We start from the raw sequence: 21944 nt of genomic DNA on the forward strand, positions 1-21944 counted from the left end.
CACCTCTAAAATAGTCTGCAAATCTATAATTTTATGATGAGCCCTGCATCAAAAAAGAATAAATACCGATCATCGACTCGTCTTTTTAAGATTGACTCTACCGCCTTTGCATACAAGTCAATTTGAATTTCATATCGAGAAGCAAGCACCTGTTTTGCCTTTTCAATGGATGGAAAACGATCCTTTACCGCATCCGTTTTGTAATCTAACAGAACGAGCCCATCGTCATCTTCAAAAAGGCAGTCGATCACACCTTGAACGATGACCGTTTCAGTATTGAGAGAACTTCCTTTTTCGTAAATTTCGTTCGCCGGCACTGCCAAATTGAAAGGGATCTCGCGAAAAATTTTTTTTGCGCCTTTTAGGCGTCTACCCAGCGGTGATTCAAAAAATTGCACAATTCCTTCTACATTGACCGCTTCCACCTGCTCCTCCGTTAATATTTCTTTTTTCACGAGAGAATGCACGGTTTGTCGAATCGTTTGTTCCGTCAAGTCTTCACCCAATGGCAAATGCTGCATCACTGTGTGCATGGCCGTTCCTTTTTCTGCTGCTGTAAGAGATTTTGCCTGCATAAATTTCGGACGCTTGTACGAGGAATTCCCTTGTATTTTCTTCTTTATGGAAATGTCGCTGTATTCATCTGAAAATTGAAGTCTTCTTTTGATTTCCGTCACCGATTGCTTCGACCGGAGAGAGGCTGCATCTGAAAAAGGATAGCTCCAGGACAACTGACTTTGCACTTGGTTGGCGAAACTACTTGTTGACTGAACAGGAACGAAATTTCTCAAAGCGTCCATTTTTTCATCCATCATAACCGCTGCCTGCTCATTTTGCTCTTTTAATTTTTCTTCAGGAATCACATCAATTTGCAATTTCACCGGATAAGAGAAGATTTCATCCGCTGCTTCTCTTTCTTCTTCTCGTAAAATTGCCGCATCTTTATGACGGATGACAGCAGGACCGATCCAATCTAAATAACATACTGCCTTTAAACGATCGTAATCTGGAAGCAGCCATTCGCGGTGAGTGAATGATTGCTCCCATTCTTTAAACTTTTTTTCTCCGTCTTTCACTGTGCCAATTAAAAACAGCTTTTCCTTTGCTCTAGTCAAAGCCACATACAATACCCTAAGCTCTTCCGAAAGCATTTCCATTCTCAATTTCTTTTTTACAGCTATATAAGGAAGAGTAGGATACACAATCCGCTTTTTTTCATCGATAAACAGCGAGGCAAACCCTAATTCTTTATCGAGCAAATATTTTTTGGTCAAATCTTTCATATTAAATCGTTTAGATAAACCTGCACAGAAAACAATCGGAAATTCAAGCCCCTTGCTTGAATGAATCGTCATAATTCGGACAACATCTTCCTGCTCTCCTAAAGCTCTTGCTGCTCCTAAATCATCGCCCCGTTCCTGCATTCTTTCAATAAACCTCAGGAATCGGAACAATCCCCGAAAGGACGTTTCCTCATATTGCCTTGCTCTGTCATATAATGCCCTTAAATTGGCCTGCCGCTGCTTTCCGCCGGGCATTCCGCCTGCAAAATCAAAAAAGCGGGTATCACGGTACAATTGCCAAATTAAATTCGAAACGGAGCTTTTTCTCGCCAAGTTCCGCCATTGATTGAGCCGGCTGACAAATTCGCTTACTTTTTGATAAAGCTCGCTATGATGGGCTTTTTCTTGCTGCAAAAATGATTCAAGTGCATCGAAATACGGACCGTTTTTCTTATAAAGACGGATGATGGCAAGTTCATTTCCGCTTAAGCCGACAATCGGCGAACGCAGCACAGAAGCGAGCGGAATATCTTGATAAGGATTGTCGATAATTTTTAAAAGCGAAAGCATAATGGCCACTTCTGTTGCTTCAAAATATCCTGTTGATAAATTCGCATACACCGGAATACCTTGCTGCTTAAACTCTTCCATGATTTGCGGCGCCCAAGGCATCGAACGAAGCAGGATCACAATATCTCTGTATGTGACAGGTCTCGTACGATCAAGCTTTCGGTCGTAAACAGGAAAGCCTTCCTGAATAAGCTCTTTTATTTTTTTCGCCATAAGGCGGGCTTCAAGCTGCACCGTTTCCAATTCTTCTTCATCAAATTCAATCATTATTTCTTCTTTTTCTGCTAATTCCTCCTTCCGGCGGTCTATTAGGAGGAGCTCTGTATTCATTCTACTGTTCTCTGGATAACGTGCGCCAAGCTTCAATTCTGCTGCCTCATCATAAACGACTTCGCCTACAGTCTCTCCCATCAATTGTTTGAAAAGAAAATTTGTGGCGTCCAAAACTTCTTTTCGGCTGCGGAAATTTTTAGCTAAATCGATGCGCAAGCCGGAATTCGTTCCGCTGGAGGTAAACCGTTTATATTTCGCCAAAAACAATAACGGTTCAGCCAGCCGGAAACGATAAATGGATTGTTTTACATCGCCGACCATAAATAGATTTCCTTCCGCTTCATGATCTTTTGACACCAGCTTTAAAATCGCTTCCTGCACCAAGTTGGTATCTTGGTATTCATCCACTAATACTTCTTGAAATTGTCGTTTAAAAAACAAAGCAGCATCACTCGGAACAACATTTCCTTTCTCATCTTTTTCTGTTAATATTTGTAAACAATAATGCTCAAGATCCGAAAAATCGACAATTCCTTTTTCTTTTTTCATTGCTTCCAGCCGGACAGCAAATTTTTTCACCAAGTCGGCTAAACAAATCATTGTGCGCTTCATTTTTTTCAAATCGAGCAGTTGGTTTTGAATATCCCTGGAGAAAAGCTCATTTTTTAATTTCTCTATTTCCTTTGTCGCTTTCTTTCTCATTTCCGTCACTTCATCAATGAGCTCTTTTCGATATTCTTCTCCCCTGCATGCCTTGGCGCGTGTCGGTTGAAAAGCTCTCATTTGCTCGGCAAGCTCCTGCCACGATGAAGCGTTTATAATGTTTTCCACCTGTTTCATGTCATCGAGTAAATTTTCAGCCCTTGGAGAGGGGCCGCCCGGCAATTTCGTAATGTCGAGAGCTCTCGCTAACAAATCCTTTATTCCGGAAAGCTGTATCGCTATATCCTTCCGTAAATATTGAAAAAACGGCAAGTCCTCGTATGATTCAGCTTGTTCTATGTCATACATTTGCACCATTTCATCAAGCCATTTTTCCGGGAATGGATTAGATCTAGCAAATTCATAAATGGATCTAATAATTTTTTTGATTTCATCATCTGAGCGATCGCCTGTATATTTGTCAACTAATTCGAAAAATAGTTCATTATGCTCCATTCCGTATTCTTCTTCTAACAATTCATCCATGCAATCTTCCATTAACAGTTCCATTTCTGTTTCGTCCGCTATTCGAAACCCGGGATCAATATCAATTTTGTAATAAAATTTGCGAACAACTTGCAGGCAAAAAGAATGCAATGTTGATATTTGCGCTTTGTTTAAAAGGGTTAATTGGCGGCGCAGATGGAGGGAAGAAGGCTGGTTTCGCAAAGCCTTTGCCAGCGCTTCGCCAATTCTGCTGCGCATTTCTGCAGCCGCAGCGTTTGTAAACGTTACGATTAACAGCCGGTCCACATCTACAGGATGCTGATTGTCGGTCAGCTTGCGAATAATCCGCTCAACTAGAACGGCCGTTTTCCCTGATCCGGCAGCGGCCGCCACTAATATATCTTGTCCGTCGGCAACAATCGCTTTCCATTGTTCATCGGTCCATTGGCCTTTTTCTAACTTTTTCAGCTCATTCTTCATCTGAATCCACCTTCTCTCTTACCTTTTGCAGCACTTCTTCCCCTTTTAAGCTTTTCAATATGCGAAAACGGTTCGTTTCAATCGATTCATCAAATTGACAGACCGATTTAAAGGAACAAAAGGTGCAAGGCGTTTTCTCTTTCATTTTATATGGCGCAATGGAAATATTTCCGTCTGTTATTTCCGTACCGATCCGCTTAAATTCGCGCCGGATATACGAGCGTAATGCATGAAATTCATCCTCGCTGGCGATTTGAGAATTTGCATAAAATTCCCCGGTTTTCTTTATGCCGGCTTGAACGATTTTGGAATAGCCGCTTTCCAATTTTTGATCCATTAACCGCACCGTTTCTTCGTCTCCAAGCAGCAAGCCTTTCATTTTAAATTTCTTCAAAATTTCTTCTTCTATTTCATCATCCGTTAATAAATCTGGGGACTGTATGAACGGATCATGAATATGGAAATACAGCACCCCTGCTGGAGTCGCTTCTACGCCAAGCCAAGATTGAGAATTGGAAATAACAACATCCAAGTAAGTGAGCATCTGCAGCGCAATGCCGTAATACACTTCTGCCAAATTTAATGTTTTGTCGCTCGATTTAAAATCGACGATGCGAAGCAAAAGACCTTTCGAACTTTCCGCTTTATCCACTCGGTCTATCCTTCCGACGACCTCCAACGTACATCCGTTTTCAAGCTTAAATCGGAACGGGGGGAGCTTGCTTTTTTCATCAAATGATATTTCTAAACCAATTGGGACAAAACCGCTTGCTTTTGCATGTTCGCTTAAAACCTTTGATGCGCGGGCAACAATATTTTGAAGCTTGCGTTTAATATAATAGTGGCGGTTTGTGCTCATTAAAATTTCTTTTTGCAGCTTCGGCGCCAGCTGTTCGACTGCATCATGAGCAAGTCTTTCGCAATTCTCCTTTGTTAATTCGCGCCATTCTACTTTCATGCTTTGAAGCCGGTCTGCCATCAGCTTTAATGCCGCATGGAACAATTGGCCGATATCCGGCGCTTCCAATCTGTAATACTCCCGTTCTTTTAACTTTAAGCCGTGAGAAGCAAAGTGGGCAAAAGGACATGCCCGAAACCGCTCCATCCTTGAAACGCTTCCTTGTATTTTCCGTCCATATAATTTTCTGCTTACCTCTTCGGATAAAGGTCTTTCTGTATTTGAATAAAACAGGCTGGCAATCGCCTTTTTCGCTTTGCTGCTCCATTCTTGATCATATACAAAATAATTGTAAACATCCCACCACAGCTCATGGAGAGGATACTGCTTTTTCCAATTTTGCAATTTTGAAGTTAAAACAGACAAAGAAACATTCGGACTGACAATAAAAGAAAGCTGTTCTTCCGCCTCCTCACTTTCCGGTTCATTAAGAGAGATCATTTCCTTAGCATCTGGAAATATTTCTTTTAACCGTTTGACAATAATAGACGGCATGAGCGCTTTTCCTTCTTCATCCGCCAAAGAATACGATAAATACAGCTTTTGCTTAGCAGACGCGAGCGCTAAATAAATCAAAAAATTTTCATCCAGCAATTTTCTTCGAGCTGTCGGCGCAAGCTTCACTCCATTATGATATAGAAGCTCTCTTTCATCATCTGTTAAAACTCCGTCTTCCACCGGTTTTGCCGGAAGCACTCCGTCATTTGCTCCTGCAATAAATGCCGTCTTAATGCCATATAAACGTGACCGGTCAAGTGTTGCGACAATCACTTGGTCAATGGCCGGCGGAACGAGAGAAAATTTCATCGATTCCATTCCGGTTTCGACCATTTCCCTAAACAAATGAATGGAAATTTCCTGATCGCCCATAATTTCTACAAATTCATCCAATAGCTCTATCACAGCATTCCAAACTTGATCATGCTCCCTTGCTTCAATCAAGTTCCCTCCATTTTCCGCATCTAGACGAAGAAGCTCCAGCTTATCAGGCACTTTTGTTTGTTCTAAATACATATATAGCGCTTCGGCCATATCCCTGCCGGTTTTGGCGCGTTTCATCTTATTTTCCAATGCTTGCAGAGGCTCCACAATCAGCTTCCGTAATTGATTGATCCGTTTTTCTATTTCCTCTTCTTCATCTGTCTTTTTGTCGTTGCCATAGAATGAATGGTACTTCCTGTACGTCCAGCCGGCTTGATCCGTCCATTTTTTCCCTTGAATACCGTAGGCAAGCACATAATTTTCTAATTGATCCATTTCTTTTCTCATTTCGGCTTTATCGGCATCTAGCGGGTAAAGAAATTCTGTTTTAATCGTTCTGAAAACAGCTTCATACCGCCAGTTTCCGGTTATGACTTCCAAGCTCGAGCGGATAAATTCGATCAGCGGATGATATGTCATTGAGCTTTTTTCATCTATAAAAAAAGGAATCTCGTAATCTTGAAACAATTGCTCCAGCAAATCTCTGTAATCGGACATGTTTCTAATAAGCAGTGCAATCTCCCGAAATCGCACTCCCTCATCCCGAACGAGGCGGATAATTTCTCTAGCAATCCCTTCAATTTCGGCGCGTCTATTCACCGCTTGCATAAATACAATCGCGCTGTCTCCGTGAAAAGGTTCGGGAGTATGGGAAGAGTACATTTTTTCTAGATGAACAAGTGACGGCTCTTCAATAAAACGTTTCCGGTCAGTCATATATGCTACTTCATCAATGGAAATATTATTTCGTTCAGCCATTTTTTTCAGCAAAGAAAAGGTTTCAGCCGTCATGTAAAATAAATGAAGCTCGTCGGCAACGGCCTCTTCAGGCGGTTTATCCAATGTGAGAGCAATTGTTATAGAAGAAGCTGTTTTCATCATCGATTCGACTACTTGCAATTCTTGAGGCGTAAAATTGTGAAAGCCGTCGATATAAATTTCCGCTCCGTCCATGTAGCTTGATTCATAAATCTTCTCTGAAAGAAGCTGCAAATAATCCTCTGAATCTATGTATTTATCAGCAAATAATTTTTCCACGGAACGATAGATGCCCGCCAAATCTTTTAATTTATTGGAAAGAATCCGCTCTCTATGATCATGGCTTTCCGCTAATTTTTTTACTTGATCATCGAGCATATCTGGACTGATGATATATCTTTTCATTTCTGTAATCATCTGTTCGATATGCTCAATAAACCCTTTTTTTTCACTGGCTTTGGAAAACACTTTAAATTCGTGCTTTTTTTCTTCGATGATTTTTCGAAGAAACATGTTCATGCCTGTTTGGGAAATAAAGGTACGGCTGATGCCTCCTTCCTCCTGCAGCACCCTCCACGCCAAACGGTTGAAGCTTAATACTTGCGCTCTAATGATTCCTCCTAATTCCGGAGTTTTCATCAGTTCATATTCCATCTGAAAAGTCATTTGATCAGGAACAAGAAACAAAATAGGTTTTCCATTATACGGATCTTCTTTTAATTTTTCCCTAATTTCGTTTAAGATTGCCGTCGTTTTTCCTGTGCCGGATGAACCGATCAAAAACTTAATACCCATGAAATCTCCCCCCTTCAGAAGGCATCCAAACGGAAAATGGGACAATTTTCTTGTCCCATTCTGATTTCGTGTTTATGAATACATTTATTTTACTGTAAATGGTTTTGAAAATCCATTGATTCGGACAATCCGAATTTCCAACTTATAGGAATCATCGTTTACGGTTTTACCTCTCCGATCACATTTTTTTCATGAACAAAGCCAAAATGCCGGCTGTCCCTGCTGTTTAACCGATTGTCGCCAATGACAAAAATACATTTTTCCGGCACTGCTTCTTTTCCAGTTATTTCTTTTAATGTAAAATTCCCTGTGATTGGATTTCCATATACTTTTTCTTTATTTTTCTTTAAAAATGGTTCCGGTACATATTTCCCATTCACATATAATTTGTCGTTTCGATATTCAATTTTTTCTCCTGGAAGGCCGATGACCCTTTTAACCAAAACTTGCTTTTCGCCGGGCATCTGAAACACGACAATGTCAAACCGTTCAATTTTATTAAACCGATTCGTCAATTTATTTATATAAAAATGATGGCCTTCTTTTAAGGTGGGCTGCATCGATACGCCATCAACAGTGTACGCGGCAAACGCAATATTTTTAATTAAAACGGTTGATAAAAGAGCTGAAGTGACGATTCCCGCAATAACTCGTTTTTTCCTCACGGCTCTTCACCTACTTTTTATCTTTTCGTTTAATTAACGAAACATTTAAACGCTGCTCAATCCTTTTTCCGATAAACCACATGAGCGCCATCACAACAAACACAATGATCAACCGGACGGGCTCTTCAATCAGCTCCCGTAAATCATACCCTGATAAGCTAAGCATAAAAATCATCACGAGCTTCCCTGATAAAACAGCGAGCGCAAACTGCCACACATTGATTTTGGAAAGACCGGCTACTACATTTACAAGCGCAGAAGGCGTAAAAGGGAAACAGAGCATTAAAAATAAAGGAGCAAAGCCGTGCCGTTCGACCCAGTTCATCATTCGTCTTACTTTTTCATGTCTGCTTAAAAAATTTAAAAAACGCTTCCGGCCAAACTTTCGCACTAAAAAAAACACGAGCAATGCGCCTGCCGATGAACCGATCCACGAGTACAAAAAGCCGAACCAAAGTCCGAATGAATTAGCGTTCGCAATTACAAACAGAATAAGAGGCAAGAACGGAAAAAAAGCCTCAAGCATCGGAAGCAGAATCCCTGGAAGAGGTCCGAGCGCTCGGTATTCTTTAAAGAATCGTTCAACATCTTCTAATGTAATGGAATCGAAAAATGCAATGACATCCATATCTTAACTCCTTACTTCAACATCTCCTTTTATTTTACACCTTTTGAGCATAAGTTGAAAAATTTTGCCGAAAAAAATTAATTGAAATGATTTATTTTCCTGTTTTATAATAAAAATAGAACATATGTTCCATTTGAAGCGAGGTATTCCCTATGTCGAAAATACCAACCGACATTCGCCATTTGATTGAACAGTCGATCTACTTACCGATGACTGCTACGGTGCTGAACAAAGACATGAATGTCGTAAAAAAAAGTCCATTCAAGCTGAAAGATCCTTATTTGCATCTAATTGAAGAGGCGTTAAAGCTTGTACAAAAAGATTTGGCAGAGGTTCGCAAAGAATTGCGCAGACAAAAGGTGAAAGTTTTAAAAGCCAAACAGGATGAAGCATTCACAACGTACACTTTCTACTATAACGGCTACGAAGAACACCACAGCTACTTCAATCCAAGAATCCGAAATAAAGTAAATGAACTGATTGAACATTATTTGTTTAAAACTGAAAAAAAATCTGGCATTCCAACCTCTTAGACTTTTTATCTTAGAAGAAAGACAACGGCCAAACCGTTCGCTACAGAAGATGAGGGAACAGGACTATTTGTTTCGCCCGTTGAATGCCTGTCCCCTTATAACAGAAAAAATGAAATCTCCCCCATTTTCTAACACGGAAAAAAGCACGCAAATTGACAGCTTGCGTGCCGGAAGATAAAGCTTATCCATCTTCTTTTCTGAATTCGCGAACGAGCTGTTCATAAATATATGCATGCTGCTCCTTCGGAAAAAGGATTGTGTTCATGCGGCGCTGCTCCTGCTCAATTCTTGAAGAGATAATCGTTCGAAGATGTGCCGTTTTATAAAATTGATGGGAAAAAGAAGATGGAGATATGTCAGCAACTATTTTCTGACCGTTACGGAATATGACTTCCGTACAATTCGAATCTGTTTTCATAAAGCGGGAAATGTGGGAATGGGAAAACCAGGCGCACTGATGCCTTGCGGGTGAATGAGTAGGAAAAAAATAAAGGGAATTGGCAGGATCAATGACAATCGGAAGCTTTTTTGTTATGCCAAGCAGCCCTTTTGATCCTTCAACTCTTCCTTTAAAGCTTGAACCATAATAACGGCAGCTTTGATCAATAACATAAACAGGTCGAATAGGTACTATGCGCTCTCCGCTAGTTTCCAAAATTTTAGCGTACAAGTGATGTTCTTTTCTAAAAGGCAAAATTGCCATTGTTTCCCCATTTACAATACATTTTTCTGCCTCAAACTGCTTCGTACTCACTAGAATTCTTACCTCCTAATTTTTTCTATATAATAGTTCTTTTTTACTGATTCAAATCTATCATAAAAATTCCAAAATTTCTATATTTTTTTAAAATTTTTAAATACAAAGCATTAGATCAAGGCAAGATGTTATTGTTAATGTAATTTTTCTAAAAATTACAAATTATAAGTTGATTTTTCCTTCCGAAATCCATATAATATAAAAAAGGCATCAGAGGTGATGGGTTATGGAAAACCGGAAATCTTATTCCGAACTGATGAAGACCCGTTCTGTGAAGGAAAATCCAGAAAACTTCATGATGGATGTATACATCCAAATGATTCTGGACGAAGCATGGTTCAATCATCGAAAAAAAATGCTGGAAGACAAAATTAATGATGCTCTGGACCGAAAAGATAGAGAAAAATTTATGGAGCTATCCAAAGAATATGCGAAATGGGTGCGTTAAATGATAAAAAAAAGCCAATCCCAGAGGATTGGCTCAATCTATGTGAAGGTAATGATTATGGCCAGTCAATTAAGTTGTGGTAAATTGTTCAGCTTCCGTAGACCCTTTTAAAGCGGTTGTAGAAGAAGTACCTCCAGTAATCACTTGGGCAACCTCATCAAAATAACCAGTTCCAACCTCCCTCTGATGCCGTGTTGCTGTATAACCATACTGTTCGCTTCTAAATTCGGCTTGCTGAAGTTCAGAGTAGGCAGCCATTCCATGATCTTTATACTTGCGTGCAAGTTCAAACATGCTGTAATTCAATGCATGGAATCCAGCTAAAGTAACGAATTGGAACTTGTAGCCGTAAGAAGCAATTTCCTTTTGGAAGCGTGCGATAGTATCGTCATCAAGCTTTTTCTTCCAGTTAAAGGAAGGTGAGCAGTTATATGCCAATAACTTGCCTGGGAATTCTTTATGAATAGCCTCAGCAAACTTCCGTGCTTCTTCCAAATTAGGTTCAGATGTTTCACACCAAATCATGTCTGCGTATGGCGCATATGCCAAACCTCTAGCAATTGCTTGATCAAGACCAGCGCGAGTGCGGAAAAATCCTTCCTGTGTCCGTTCCCCAGTAATAAACTCTTTATCCCTGTCATCGATGTCGCTTGTGATCAAATCAGCCGCATTGGCGTCAGTGCGAGCAATGATAACAGTCGGAACATTCATCACATCAGCAGCCAGTCTTGCAGCAATCAAATTGCGAATAGCTGTTTGTGTCGGGAGCAAAACTTTTCCGCCTAAATGGCCGCATTTTTTCTCAGAAGACAATTGATCCTCGAAGTGAACAGCAGCTGCTCCTGCTTCAATCATCGCCTTCATCAATTCAAAAACGTTCAACTGACCGCCAAATCCAGCTTCAGCATCCGCAACAATTGGAACGAACCAATCGATTGAATGATCCCCTTCCATATGATGGATCTGATCTGCCCGCTGCAAAGCTTGATTAATCCGCTTTACGACATGCGGCACACTGTTAGCAGGATACAAGCTTTGATCCGGATACATTTGCCCCGCAAGATTAGCATCTGCTGCCACTTGCCAGCCGCTTAAGTAAATTGCTTTTAATCCGGCTTTTACTTGTTGGACAGCTTGATTTCCTGTCAAAGCTCCGAGGGCATTTACGTATTCCTCAGTTTTCATTAAATTCCAAAATTTTTCTGCTCCTCTTCTGGCAAGAGTATATTCGATTTCAATGGAACCTCTAAGATTCAACACATCTTCAGCCGAATAAGGGCGTGTAATCCCTTTCCAGCGTTCATCTTTCTCCCAGCTTTCTTGCAATTGTCTCGCTTTTTCTTGTAATGTCATCTTTTCTCTCCCCTTTTTTGAAATATTTTTTAATTTAATCTTTCATAGCCTGGAAGCGTCAGAAAATCTACGAATTCATCATTTCTCACAAGCTCATCAAACAATTTCGCCGCTTCATCAAAACGCCCTTTTTGATAGGCTTCTTCACCAAACTCTTGTTTTATTTTTTCCAGCTCTTCCTGCTTAATTTTTTCATAAAGCTCTATTGTAACCTTCCGTCCGTCCTCCAACACCCCCTTTGGATGACGAATCCATTGCCATACCTGTGCCCTTGAAATTTCTGCCGTTGCAGCATCCTCCATCAAATTGTGGATAGGTGCAGCTCCTCTTCCAGAAAGCCATGATGCAAGATAACGAATGCCGACATCAATGTTCGTTCTTAATCCTTGCTCTGTAATTGTTCCTTCCGGGACTTCAAGAAGCTGTTCTGCTGAAATCTCAACATCTAGCTGTTTATCAATCTGGTTAGGTTGTTTCATATATTGGTCAAAAATTTCTTTGGCAACCGGTACAAGCGCAGGATGTGCCACCCATGTGCCATCGTGTCCATCTTTCGCTTCCCGCTCTTTATCAGCGCGCACTTTTTGGAACGCCTCTTCATTTTTCACCGGATCATCTTTAACCGGAATTTGCGCTGCCATTCCTCCAATGGCATGAACGTTCCGGCGATGGCACGTTTTAATCGCGAGCAGAGAATACGCCCTCATAAACGGAACCGTCATCGTTACTTGCGCCCGATCAGGTAAAATGACGTTTTGATCGTTTCGGAATTTTTTCAGATAGCTAAAAATGTAATCCCATCTGCCGCAATTCAATCCAGCTGAATGCTCTTTCAGCTCGTATAATATTTCGTCCATTTCAAACGCGGCCAATATCGTTTCAATCAGAACGGTCGCTTTAATCGTCCCCCGCTTTACCCCCAATTCATCTTGCGCGAAACAGAAAACATCGTTCCACCATCTGGCTTCTAAGTGGCTTTCCAGCTTCGGCAAATAAAAGTAAGGTCCGCTTCCTCTTTTGATCAGTTCTTTTGCATTGTGGAAGAAATATAGGCCAAAATCAAACAGACTGCCTGAAATCCGTTTTCCGTCCAATAGGACATGTTTTTCTTCTAGATGGAGTCCTCTCGGCCGCACGATCAGCGTTGCCGTTTCTTCATTCAGCTTATATACCTTTCCGTTTTCATTCACATATTCAATCGTTTTGTTGACCGCATCCCTTAAGTGAATTTGTCCTTCCACAATATTTTCCCAAGTCGGTGATGTGGCATCTTCAAAGTCCGCCATAAAAACTTTTGCGCCTGAATTTAAGGCATTGATAATCATTTTCCGGTCGACAGGTCCAGTAATTTCAACTCTGCGATCCTGCAAATCTTTTGGAACAGGCGGTATCGTCCAGTCCCCTTTTCGAATATGTTCCGTCTCCTTTAAAAACGACGGCTTCTCCCCTTCATTAATTCGCCTTTCCCGTTCTTTCCTCAGTTCAAGCAGCTCGATTCTTCTTGAACCAAATGTTTGTTCAAGCTTTTCGACGAACTGAAGGGCTTCGTTCGTTAAAATCTCCCTGTAAGAAGGCAGAAGAGTTCCCTTCACTTCCAGCCTAGATGCTGCACTAGCCTTCACGTTTCCTCACCTACCTTGTTATAAAACAGTTTTTAAATTACATTTTTAATATATAACAGATTAATACAGATTGGAAGACTTTTTTGAAAATTCGTTGTTTTCGTTTTCTTATCACATTCAATAAGTTTTTATTAACTTCCCTTTTTCGCTCGTACATCCGATACATACCTCTATATCAATCAGCACTTTTTGAAAACTTAAATAATTTTATGTTATTTTTTATAACATGATTTCATTTTTTAAATTAAAATAATTGTAAAATTTAATAGATTTTACAAAAAAATAGTTCATTTTCAGTGAAAATAACCAATGACAGAATAGCTACCACAAATTATTATGTTATAAAAACGAACATAAAGTGTCACAAACAGAAGAGGAGGGATAAAAAATGGAAGCTGAAAAAGGTGTAAAAAATGCAGCTTTTATTAATCAAAAACCACAATTGGAGAAAAAGAAATTAAGAATGCCTCATATTTATGTCATATTGTTTGTTTTAATAATTCTTGCTACAGCCGCTACTTATTTTGTACCTGCTGGCGTTTATGAACGTATTCCAGGACCTGATGGAAGAACAACGATTGATCCAAACTCATTTGATTTTGTTGAAGCAGCACCTGTAAGTCCTGTTGAATTTATGATGGCAGTCCCAAAAGGATTAGTTGCAGCAAGTGATGTCGTTTTTTTCACTTTGATCATCGGCGGTATATTTGCCGTTATTCGAAAAACAGGACTTATAGAAATAGGAGTAGAGAAACTAGCAAAAACATTTGCTTCCAATGGTATTGTGTTAATTCCAGTTTTAATGACTGTATTCGCAATTATATGCAGTTTAATTGGAACGCAAGAACTGAGTTTAGTTTATATACCTGTAATTCTCCCCCTATTTATTGCTTTAGGATTTGATTCAATGGTGGCGGCGGCGGTTGCTTTAGTTGCAACTACTGCTGGTTTTATGACAGGCTTTCTTAACCCTATTAATACTGGTTTAGGTCAAAAAATTGCAGGACTTCCAATATACTCAGGTATAGAATTTCGCATAGCGGCTTTCGTTGTCTTTGTTTTAGCAGGAATGATTTACATTATGCAATATGCTAAAAAAGTTAAAAAGAATCCTGAAGCAAGCTTAGTATATAAAGATGATCAAGCTAAAAGGAATATGTACTTCAATCAATCTGTATCCAAAAGGAATGAAATGAATAAAAAACAAAAAGCTGCTTCTTTTGCATTGTTATCCTTTTTTGTCTTATTAGTGTACGGTGTTTTAACTCAAGGCTGGTTTATGTTAGAAATGGCTGGACTGTTCATTATAATGGGTGTGGTTGTAGGTCTGATCGCTGGATTAACATTAAACGATATTTGCGAAGCATTTAATGACGGTTTTCGTGAAGTTTTAGTTGGGGCAATCATTGTTGGTATTGCCAGAGCAGTATCAGTAGTTATGGAAGACGGACAAATAATGGACACCATTGTCCATACACTAGGAACGATAGTAGGCGAAATACCAGGAACATTTAGTGTCATTGGGATGTTTATTGTCCAAATGCTATTTAGCTTTTTAATTCCGTCAGGCAGCGGACAAGCATTAGTTACTATGCCGATTTTAGCTCCGCTTTCTGATTTAATCGGAGTTACGAGACAAACAGCTGTTTTGGCCTACCAATTTGGAGACGGGCTAGGCAACATATTATTTCCAACTTCAGGATATTTTATGGCTGCACTAGCACTAGCTGGAGTTTCATGGCAAAAATGGGTTCGCTTTTATGCACCATTATTTTTAATTTGGTTTGGATTATCTGCTATTTTCCTGATCACCGCTCATTTCATTCAGTGGAACGGTTGAATCATGATTTAAAATGAGTCAAAAATTAATAAATCATCATATAAAAAACACGCGGCAAACAAAATGTTTTCCGCGTGTTTTTTGAAATTTTATCGCATTTTTACTTAAAAAACGGCTCCCCTGGCTTTCGACTATCTTCCAATACAAGAATCCCTTTTTCTTTTGGTGCATTGGGCAGGTTTAATTCTTTTGCCGAACAGATCATGCCGCTCGAGGAAATGCCTCTTAGTTCAGCTTCTTTTATCACCATTCCGCTTGGCATAACCGCTCCTACCTTTGCAACAACAACTTTTTGTCCAGCCGCAACATTCGGTGCCCCGCAAACAATTTGAAGCACTTCATCCCCCACATCGACTTTGCATACACTTAATTTGTCAGCGTTCGGATGCTTTTCTTTTTCCAATACATGGCCAACGACAAATTTCGGTGATAAATCTGCCTCCAGCTTATCTGAAAAACCGTTTTGCGCAATTGTTTGATTGATCTTTTCCACCATTTCTGCCGTTACATCTAATTGGCCGTTTCCGTCAAGCGAAAAATAAGAAGTTGCCTGAAAAATGTTGAAGCCTGCTGTTTCATTAGTTTCAGCATCAAATATTTTTACAACATCTCCTTTTCTTTCAAACCGCTTCTGTTCATACGGTATATCTTTTAAAGAGATGATGAGTACATCGCCGATTCCTTCTTTATTGTAAAATACATTCATTGCTTGTCATCGTCTCCTTTCGTCAGTTTTCTGCGGTTTTTTGCCAAAATAAAGATCGGTTCGAGCTTTTTGTTTTCATAAATAAAGGATAAAGCCGTAATCGGCACCCTCCCATTTGTAAAAAAGCTCATCGTCAGCTGTGCCAGCACGTCATAACCCGTTTCATTTCGAATGTCGCCTATGATCAGCACGTCTTGATGAGGGACGCTGACAGTCATATCCCCTTGAACTTTTGATTCATATTCTTTTAAAATTGACTCATTTAAAATCCTGCTGGCATCGTAGCCGTCATTTGAATTAAAAAAATAAAAAACATTGCCTGCGACCTTATCTTCTTTTACTTTTGTCGGCAATGAACGCAAATTAAAGGCAGCCATTTCCTTCAATTGCTGGCGCGTCCAATTCTCCTTCTTCATCATCTGTTCATCAATTAGGCGATACGAATTTCCGAGATCAAGGGCATAATAAATGCGGGTCTCAGCAGTATGATCCTCAAAAATAAGAGGAACGCCATTCGACTCAACCGGAAAGGAAGTTGAGCGAATGACAGGATAAATCTGTTTTTCCTTGCCGCTTAATGCATCTTCATTTTTCATTGCTGAGAGAGACTCGGTTATGTAATAAACGAATTCATCAATCGCTTTTTCTTTTTTTTCGTTCCATTTTGAAATAATACCTGGCAAGGAGAGTGTCAGCCCTTTTTTCAATTCTGGATCTTCGATTCTTAACGTATCCTTTTTTCGATTAAATGAAAAGTGAAATGAGTAATCATTTAACTTCTCTTTTAACAATTCGACCATTTGTTCAGAATTCATAAGGCTGATCATCTCCTTTTTATTTTCTTTATATTAAAGATTTAAGCCATCTAAAAATTGCTGAACTTCCTCTTTTGTTTTCCGATCTTTGCTGACGAAGCGTCCGATCTCTTTTCCCTCGTTAAATGCGATAAAGCTTGGGATGCCAAAAACATTTAATTCTGCGCATAAATCGATATATTCATCCCGATCGACATAATAAAATGCGAACTGCGGATTCTCCTTTTCCAATTCAGGAAGATGCGGCTTAATAAACCCGCAATCTGGACACCAATCAGCCGAAAATACAAATAAAGCATTTTTTCCTTTCGTAAGCTCCCAAAAATGATCAACAGATTGAATGTTTTCCATCTCTGCAAGTCTCCTTTTATCTTTTTTCATTGGCATCGTAACAAATCTCAGCAAAAAAAGCTACTAACTCGCATGCCTGAGCCGATCAAAGTTAATTTTTTTTGGAAAATTGATATTGTCCTATTAACAGCTTCATGATATGTGCAAACATTTCTTTCCGGTCGATAAAGCCGTTTGTAAAGATTCCGATTGCTCCTTCTCGATGTCTCACATTTCTTTTTTTCGCATATGCATCCATTACATCTCCAAGCTCCAAGCCTTTTTTCAACGGCTCAAGAAATTCATTCGGGAGCGGGATTCTCGCCCCTCCAGCAATATATTCATTTCCATCTTTATCAATTAATGCACCCCAATTGCATAAAAACAATCCGCGAGGTGTAACATCCACACCCCCCTCAAGACCAACCGAAAGATCCGGTTTAACTTTTTCAAAGACATTTTTTGCCCGATTTAATGCCCCCTGCAATGTTTCCTCATCGGAAAATGGCTGTGTTGAAACCCCGGATGGAACATCAACTGAGATGAATTCCATGTTCTTCTCTTCCAAAAGAGAAAAGGTCTCCTTCACCGCATTGATTTTCGCCGGGTTTTTCGATCCGATTGCGACATTCATTTTTTCCCTCCGGAATGTTTTATGTTAAACGTTTTGCTTAATCTTTTCAACAGTGGATCGATCGCAAGCTTTTATGAGCTTCACAAGCAATTCTTTTGCTGCTAAATAATCATCGACATGGATCATCGAAGCATGAGTATGAATATATCGGGCGCATATTCCGATTACCGCTGAAGGCACACCGCTGCCAGAAATATGTACTCGGCCTGCATCTGTTCCGCCTTGGGATGTAAAATATTGATATGGAATATTGTTTGTTTCAGCTGTGTCAAGAATAAATTCCCGCATTCCCCGATGAGTGACCATTGTCCGATCATAAATTCTCAGCAGAACTCCTTTTCCAAGCTGACCAAATTCGTTTTTGTCCCCGCTCATGTCGTTGGCAGGACTCGCATCCAATGCAAAAAAGATGTCCGGCTTAATCAAATTGGCGGCCGTTTGCGCTCCCCTTAACCCTACTTCTTCCTGGACAGTCGCTCCAGAATACAAAACGTTTGGCAATGTTTCATCTTTCACTTCTTTCAACAGCTCAATGGCCAGCCCGCATCCATACCTGTTGTCCCAAGCTTTTGCCAAAATTTTTTTCGAATTAGCCATCGGCGTAAACGGGCAGACCGGAACAATTTGCTGTCCTGGCTTGATTCCTATGGCTTCCGCATCTGAGCGATTATCAGCGCCGATATCAATCAGCATATTTTTAATCTCCATCGGCTTTTTCCGAACTTCCTCATTGAGCAAATGCGGAGGGATGGATGCGATCACGCCGATCACCGGACCGCGTTCAGTTATAATTTGCACGCGCTGCGCCAGCAAAACCTGACTCCACCATCCTCCCAGCGGCTGAAAGCGGATCATTCCATTTTCTGTAATAGATGTGACCATAAAGCCTACCTCGTCCATATGGCCTGCAACCATTATAGTTGGTCCATCCTCACTGCCTTTTTTCACTCCAAAAATGCTGCCGAGTTTGTCTTGAACGATCTCATCTGCATATTTTTCTAGCTCTTTGCGCATAAATGAGCGAACAGCGTGTTCATTGCCTGATGCACCCGGCAGCTCTGTTAATGTTTTAAATAAATCCAACGTTTCGTTGTTCATGTTTATATCCCCTTCTTTAGCTTAATTTAGACCATCACGTACACAAAATATGTATAAACTTATTTTAGCGAATGATGAATGTATATTCCACAAATGTAACAAAACTGCGTTATACTAATAGTAAATTGTTTAAGGAGGGAAGATTGTGAAATGGAAAAATTTCCTGATCGGCTTCGCAGCAGGGATTGCCGTCGGATATGTATTAAAAAACGAATATAAAAAGCCGTTTCTTTCGCCGGAAAAAGCACTTGAATCGGTGAAAAAAGCTTTTAAACAAAAAGGCCCGATCAACGGATCCTGGATTTACACCATCCCGCAAGATTATGAAAAAAATGATATATCTTATAAAGTGTATGAGGCAGGAATCAGCCGTTTTTATAAAGGGAAAACTGAACAGTTTGAAGTTATTGTCGATGCATCGAGCGGAACCATTTTACATGTAAATCAGCTTTCCTCTTAACAAGAAACAGAGAAAACAAATTTCTTTGTCTCTTTGGGGAGTGAAAAAAATGGGGATTGTTAAAAAAGGTGTGACGATTTTACATTTTGATGAAACATACCATTATCAAAGAAAATTACAATCGTATTCTCACGAATGCATTGATTTCACTGATTTAGAAGGAACCCGGCTGTTTTGTGACGGACAATCGTTAAAAGTAATAAAAAGAAAGCTGTTGAGCCGCAAGCAAAAAGGAATTACGTTCATCGGCAGCGGCGATTATCACTATGTTACATATCTCCTGTTGAATGAAATAAAACTTCCGTTTACCCTTCTTCTATTTGACCATCATACAGACTTAGACGATTCTGCAATCGGGAGGAACATGCCAATTTCTTGCGGCTCATGGTTATCTTTTGCGCTAAAAGACAATCCTTTTTTAACAAAAGCCATTATCATCGGTCCAAAATGGACAGAAAAACAAGAAATAGAAAAAGTCAAGGTCATCCCGTATACACCTGAAAATCATCCGTATATTTTACAACAAATTCAACAAATACAAAATGATTTTGTTTATATTAGCATCGACAAAGATGTTTTAAAAAAAGGGGAGGCGGTGACAAACTGGGACCAAGGTACAATGAGTGCTGCGACATTGCTTTTTTATTTGCGGACAATATTAAATGAAAAAAAAGTGATCGGCCTCGATGTTTGCGGCGAGGCGCCGCGTAAAAGACTGGCTTTCTCTTTTCTCGAAGATCGAATGACGAATAAAAATGAAACGATAAATCTGAACATTTTAAAAATGTGCTTACGGAATCCTCACGTGTACGAAACAAATCAATTCGCCTAAAGTTTTTGCTTAAGCAAAAGACTGAAGAGTGCAGAAGATTCATCCCTCGAAGATTCCATTTTTTATCAAAAAAACATCCCGCACACTATCGTGCAGGGATGTTTGTCTTTACCGAATTTTCACTTTCGCAATTTCACTTCCGCCCTATAAATCTTTTGTCCTTTTTTGGAAAATTTCTCTTCGTATTCCGTCATTACATTGTCTGTAAAATCACTTTGGTGAAGATCTAAACTTACCCATTTCAATAAAAATCCGTATTCGGAAAAACTGACAAGCGAATATTCAAACAGCCTTTGGTTATCCGTTTTAAAATGAATTTCACCTTCATCAGCTAAAATGCTCTCAAAAATGGAAAGAAAGGAATGATGTGTCAAGCGCCGCTTCGCATGGCGTTTTTTTGGCCAAGGATCTGAAAAATTTAAATAGATTCGCTCAACCTCGCCTTTCGCAAAAATTTCAGCTAACTGGCTCGCATTTACGTTCATAAGCTTTACATTCGGAAGTTCCTCTTCTTTTAATTTTTTTAAAGCCGAGACGAGGACGCTTTCCTGAAGCTCAATGCCGATATAATTAATATGCGGATTTTGCTTCCCCATACCGACAATAAACTGTCCTTTGCCGGTGCCGACTTCTATATGAACGGGATGCTCATTCCCGAACAAATCGTTCCATTTCCCTTTCCATTCAAAAGGCTGCTGTATAACAAATTGGGGATGATTTCTTAAAAAATCTCCGGCCCAAGGCTTATTTCTTAAACGCATATTCCACCTCTGTTTATTTTTTTACTATGTCAAAAGAGCCGTATACTGAACGGCTCTTTATTGTATAGAAATCGAAATGATGTATATTCTAATCAATAAAGAAATGGGGTGAGAATGAATGCAATTGAATTATCGTGATCAACTGATGCTTCTGAAAGATATTTTATCTGAACATGAAAGTGAATGCTGCGGATCAGTAGCGGAATATGAGCAATTAGAGCGCCTCATTCGGTCATTAATGGCCAATGCTGAAGTTAATGATCAGTTAAAGCAATCGCTTGAAACAATATATACTTATTGCCAAAACGGGAAAAATTCCAGCGATATAACCGATTTTATCGCCTCACATCAAGGGCAGTTGACTCAATGGCTTGAGGATATCAATGCCCTTTCCTAAGCAAAGCATTTAAAAATTCCAGCTGCTCCGCCATTTCTTTTTCATTGTTTTTCTTTCTCAAAAAAGAGATGGACAAAATGACTTGAGCTAACATATACCAATGCATGCGAACTTTTAAATCGTCCGTTAAATCAGCTCCGTATTTTTTCAGCCATTCATCCCATTCACTTTCATGAATGTAAGTATATAACAGCATTCCTAAATCAATCGCCGGATCGGCAATCATTGCTCCATCCCAATCGATTAAATACAATTGGTTGTCCTCAGATAAAAGCCAGTTGTTATGATGAATATCACAATGGCAAACAACAGCTTCTTTATGCTGCACCTCTGTCACGTTTTGTTCCAAATAACATAGTGCTTGTCGAATAACCGAAAGCTCCAAAAGCTCCAAATTCGCTGCTTTTTTTACATTTTCGAGCAGCGTTTCAGGCGAGAGCGGCTCTTTTCCTAAACGTTTTAACATATCAAGTAGTTCATACGACCGATGGATTTTCTTTAGGAGCTCCGCAACGTGCTCGTTTTTCATATCTTTCGGTTTTAAACCGCGCCCGTTTAGCCAATGCTGCGCCGTAATCACATCACCGTTTTCCATTCTTTTCGTCCAAACGAGCTTAGGAACAATTCCTTCCGCTGACAAAACAGCTAAAAACGGCGAAGAATTGCGTTTTAAGAACAGTTTTTTTCCATTTTTTTCAGCATAAAAGGCTTCTCCTGTCGCTCCTCCTGCCGGAGATATTTCCCAATCGCTACCTAATACGTCTTCCAACCAATTCACCTTCAATTTCAAGCCCACATTTCGTTAGTAGATTCACCC

20 protein-coding genes are annotated in these 21944 nt (G+C 39.8%); 6 read left to right on the plus strand and 14 right to left on the minus strand.

Going from position 1 to position 21944, the window contains the following annotated elements; all coding sequences use genetic code 11:
- Positions 1–23: 23 nt before the first annotated feature.
- From addA to NSQ61_RS10530, 4 genes are all read right to left on the minus strand, one after another.
- Positions 24–3755, minus strand: a complete 3732-nt coding sequence (gene addA / locus NSQ61_RS10515) for a helicase-exonuclease AddAB subunit AddA (protein ID WP_327863513.1) — start codon at positions 3753–3755, stop codon at positions 24–26.
- The gene (addB, locus tag NSQ61_RS10520) at positions 3745–7248 is read right to left on the minus strand and encodes a helicase-exonuclease AddAB subunit AddB (protein WP_340806937.1); all 3504 of its coding nucleotides are present in this window, start codon (positions 7246–7248) and stop codon (positions 3745–3747) included. The genes addA and addB overlap by 11 nt, the downstream gene beginning before the upstream one ends.
- A 158-nt stretch (positions 7249–7406) precedes the next feature.
- Complete coding sequence (gene lepB, locus NSQ61_RS10525) at positions 7407–7913, minus strand: signal peptidase I (RefSeq protein ID WP_063386623.1); 507 nt, start codon at positions 7911–7913, stop codon at positions 7407–7409.
- A gap of 10 nt (positions 7914–7923) precedes the next feature.
- On the minus strand, positions 7924–8541 hold the full coding sequence (locus NSQ61_RS10530; RefSeq protein ID WP_063386622.1) for a TVP38/TMEM64 family protein: 618 nt from the start codon (positions 8539–8541) through the stop codon (positions 7924–7926).
- Between the two features lie 152 nt (positions 8542–8693).
- On the opposite strand from NSQ61_RS10530, the gene NSQ61_RS10535 reads away from it, so the two are divergent.
- Positions 8694–9074, plus strand: coding sequence for a hypothetical protein (locus tag NSQ61_RS10535; RefSeq protein ID WP_063386621.1), 381 nt, complete (start codon positions 8694–8696; stop codon positions 9072–9074).
- A 181-nt stretch (positions 9075–9255) separates the two neighbouring features.
- On the opposite strand, the gene NSQ61_RS10540 is transcribed toward NSQ61_RS10535, so the two are convergent.
- Positions 9256–9828, minus strand: a complete 573-nt coding sequence (locus NSQ61_RS10540; RefSeq protein ID WP_082829581.1) for a competence protein ComK — start codon at positions 9826–9828, stop codon at positions 9256–9258.
- 229 nt (positions 9829–10057) lie between these two features.
- Here NSQ61_RS10540 and NSQ61_RS10545 point away from each other — a divergent pair, with 229 nt between their 5' ends.
- Positions 10058–10279 carry an IDEAL domain-containing protein gene (locus NSQ61_RS10545; protein WP_063386620.1) on the plus strand — a complete coding sequence of 74 codons (222 nt, stop codon included), beginning with the start codon at positions 10058–10060 and terminating at the stop codon, positions 10277–10279.
- Between the two features lie 69 nt (positions 10280–10348).
- Here NSQ61_RS10545 and aceA read toward each other — a convergent pair whose 3' ends face one another.
- Both aceA and aceB read right to left on the minus strand, forming a co-directional pair.
- Positions 10349–11632: an isocitrate lyase gene (aceA, locus tag NSQ61_RS10550; protein WP_340806940.1), complete on the minus strand. Its 1284-nt coding sequence runs from the start codon at positions 11630–11632 to the stop codon at positions 10349–10351.
- A 29-nt stretch (positions 11633–11661) separates the two neighbouring features.
- A complete protein-coding gene (gene aceB, locus NSQ61_RS10555; protein WP_412674458.1) occupies positions 11662–13224 on the minus strand; it encodes a malate synthase A in 1563 nt (520 codons plus the stop codon).
- A 418-nt stretch (positions 13225–13642) separates the two neighbouring features.
- Here aceB and NSQ61_RS10560 point away from each other — a divergent pair, with 418 nt between their 5' ends.
- Positions 13643–15094 carry a YfcC family protein gene (locus NSQ61_RS10560; RefSeq protein WP_327873523.1) on the plus strand — a complete coding sequence of 484 codons (1452 nt, stop codon included), beginning with the start codon at positions 13643–13645 and terminating at the stop codon, positions 15092–15094.
- Between the two features lie 100 nt (positions 15095–15194).
- On the opposite strand, the gene ytpR is transcribed toward NSQ61_RS10560, so the two are convergent.
- From ytpR to NSQ61_RS10585, 5 genes are all read right to left on the minus strand, one after another.
- Positions 15195–15800, minus strand: a complete 606-nt coding sequence (gene ytpR, locus NSQ61_RS10565) for a YtpR family tRNA-binding protein (protein WP_063386617.1) — start codon at positions 15798–15800, stop codon at positions 15195–15197.
- Positions 15797–16615, minus strand: a complete 819-nt coding sequence (locus tag NSQ61_RS10570; RefSeq protein ID WP_340806943.1) for a DUF1444 domain-containing protein — start codon at positions 16613–16615, stop codon at positions 15797–15799. The genes ytpR and NSQ61_RS10570 overlap by 4 nt, the downstream gene beginning before the upstream one ends.
- 33 nt (positions 16616–16648) lie before the next feature.
- The gene (locus tag NSQ61_RS10575; protein WP_063386615.1) at positions 16649–16966 is read right to left on the minus strand and encodes a thioredoxin family protein; all 318 of its coding nucleotides are present in this window, start codon (positions 16964–16966) and stop codon (positions 16649–16651) included.
- 91 nt (positions 16967–17057) lie between these two features.
- Positions 17058–17579 carry a DUF84 family protein gene (locus NSQ61_RS10580; protein ID WP_340806946.1) on the minus strand — a complete coding sequence of 174 codons (522 nt, stop codon included), beginning with the start codon at positions 17577–17579 and terminating at the stop codon, positions 17058–17060.
- A 24-nt stretch (positions 17580–17603) separates the two neighbouring features.
- Positions 17604–18677 (minus strand): M42 family metallopeptidase, encoded by a 1074-nt coding sequence (locus NSQ61_RS10585; RefSeq protein WP_063386613.1) that lies wholly within the window; start codon positions 18675–18677, stop codon positions 17604–17606.
- 145 nt (positions 18678–18822) lie between these two features.
- Here NSQ61_RS10585 and NSQ61_RS10590 point away from each other — a divergent pair, with 145 nt between their 5' ends.
- The gene (locus NSQ61_RS10590; protein WP_063386612.1) at positions 18823–19137 is read left to right on the plus strand and encodes a PepSY domain-containing protein; all 315 of its coding nucleotides are present in this window, start codon (positions 18823–18825) and stop codon (positions 19135–19137) included.
- A gap of 49 nt (positions 19138–19186) precedes the next feature.
- Complete coding sequence (locus NSQ61_RS10595; protein ID WP_339211130.1) at positions 19187–19969, plus strand: arginase family protein; 783 nt, start codon at positions 19187–19189, stop codon at positions 19967–19969.
- A 119-nt stretch (positions 19970–20088) separates the two neighbouring features.
- On the opposite strand, the gene trmB is transcribed toward NSQ61_RS10595, so the two are convergent.
- Positions 20089–20730: a tRNA (guanosine(46)-N7)-methyltransferase TrmB gene (trmB, locus tag NSQ61_RS10600; RefSeq protein ID WP_063386610.1), complete on the minus strand. Its 642-nt coding sequence runs from the start codon at positions 20728–20730 to the stop codon at positions 20089–20091.
- Between the two features lie 118 nt (positions 20731–20848).
- On the opposite strand from trmB, the gene NSQ61_RS10605 reads away from it, so the two are divergent.
- The gene (locus NSQ61_RS10605; RefSeq protein WP_063386609.1) at positions 20849–21127 is read left to right on the plus strand and encodes a YtzH-like family protein; all 279 of its coding nucleotides are present in this window, start codon (positions 20849–20851) and stop codon (positions 21125–21127) included.
- On the opposite strand, the gene NSQ61_RS10610 is transcribed toward NSQ61_RS10605, so the two are convergent.
- Positions 21111–21905, minus strand: a complete 795-nt coding sequence (locus tag NSQ61_RS10610; protein WP_340808102.1) for a phosphotransferase family protein — start codon at positions 21903–21905, stop codon at positions 21111–21113. The genes NSQ61_RS10605 and NSQ61_RS10610 overlap by 17 nt on opposite strands.
- Positions 21906–21944 lie beyond the last annotated feature (39 nt).

The organism is Aeribacillus sp. FSL K6-1121, assembly GCF_038003725.1.
GTDB lineage: Bacteria > Bacillota > Bacilli > Bacillales > Aeribacillaceae > Aeribacillus > Aeribacillus composti.

Bases quoted from the DNA above. Each gene is read 5' to 3' on its own strand.
- addA (WP_327863513.1), bottom strand. From the start codon at position 3,755: ATGAAGAATGAGCTGAAAAAGTTAGAAAAAGGCCAATGGACCGATGAA.
- addB (WP_340806937.1), bottom strand. From the start codon at position 7,248: ATGGGTATTAAGTTTTTGATCGGTTCATCCGGCACAGGAAAAACGACG.
- NSQ61_RS10530 (WP_063386622.1), bottom strand. From the start codon at position 8,541: ATGGATGTCATTGCATTTTTCGATTCCATTACATTAGAAGATGTTGAA.
- NSQ61_RS10535 (WP_063386621.1), top strand. From the start codon at position 8,694: ATGTCGAAAATACCAACCGACATTCGCCATTTGATTGAACAGTCGATC.
- NSQ61_RS10545 (WP_063386620.1), top strand. From the start codon at position 10,058: ATGGAAAACCGGAAATCTTATTCCGAACTGATGAAGACCCGTTCTGTG.
- aceA (WP_340806940.1), bottom strand. From the start codon at position 11,632: ATGACATTACAAGAAAAAGCGAGACAATTGCAAGAAAGCTGGGAGAAA.
- NSQ61_RS10560 (WP_327873523.1), top strand. From the start codon at position 13,643: ATGGAAGCTGAAAAAGGTGTAAAAAATGCAGCTTTTATTAATCAAAAA.
- ytpR (WP_063386617.1), bottom strand. From the start codon at position 15,800: ATGAATGTATTTTACAATAAAGAAGGAATCGGCGATGTACTCATCATC.
- NSQ61_RS10570 (WP_340806943.1), bottom strand. From the start codon at position 16,615: ATGAATTCTGAACAAATGGTCGAATTGTTAAAAGAGAAGTTAAATGAT.
- NSQ61_RS10575 (WP_063386615.1), bottom strand. From the start codon at position 16,966: ATGGAAAACATTCAATCTGTTGATCATTTTTGGGAGCTTACGAAAGGA.
- NSQ61_RS10580 (WP_340806946.1), bottom strand. From the start codon at position 17,579: ATGAATGTCGCAATCGGATCGAAAAACCCGGCGAAAATCAATGCGGTG.
- NSQ61_RS10585 (WP_063386613.1), bottom strand. From the start codon at position 18,677: ATGAACAACGAAACGTTGGATTTATTTAAAACATTAACAGAGCTGCCG.
- NSQ61_RS10595 (WP_339211130.1), top strand. From the start codon at position 19,187: ATGGGGATTGTTAAAAAAGGTGTGACGATTTTACATTTTGATGAAACA.
- trmB (WP_063386610.1), bottom strand. From the start codon at position 20,730: ATGCGTTTAAGAAATAAGCCTTGGGCCGGAGATTTTTTAAGAAATCAT.
- NSQ61_RS10605 (WP_063386609.1), top strand. From the start codon at position 20,849: ATGCAATTGAATTATCGTGATCAACTGATGCTTCTGAAAGATATTTTA.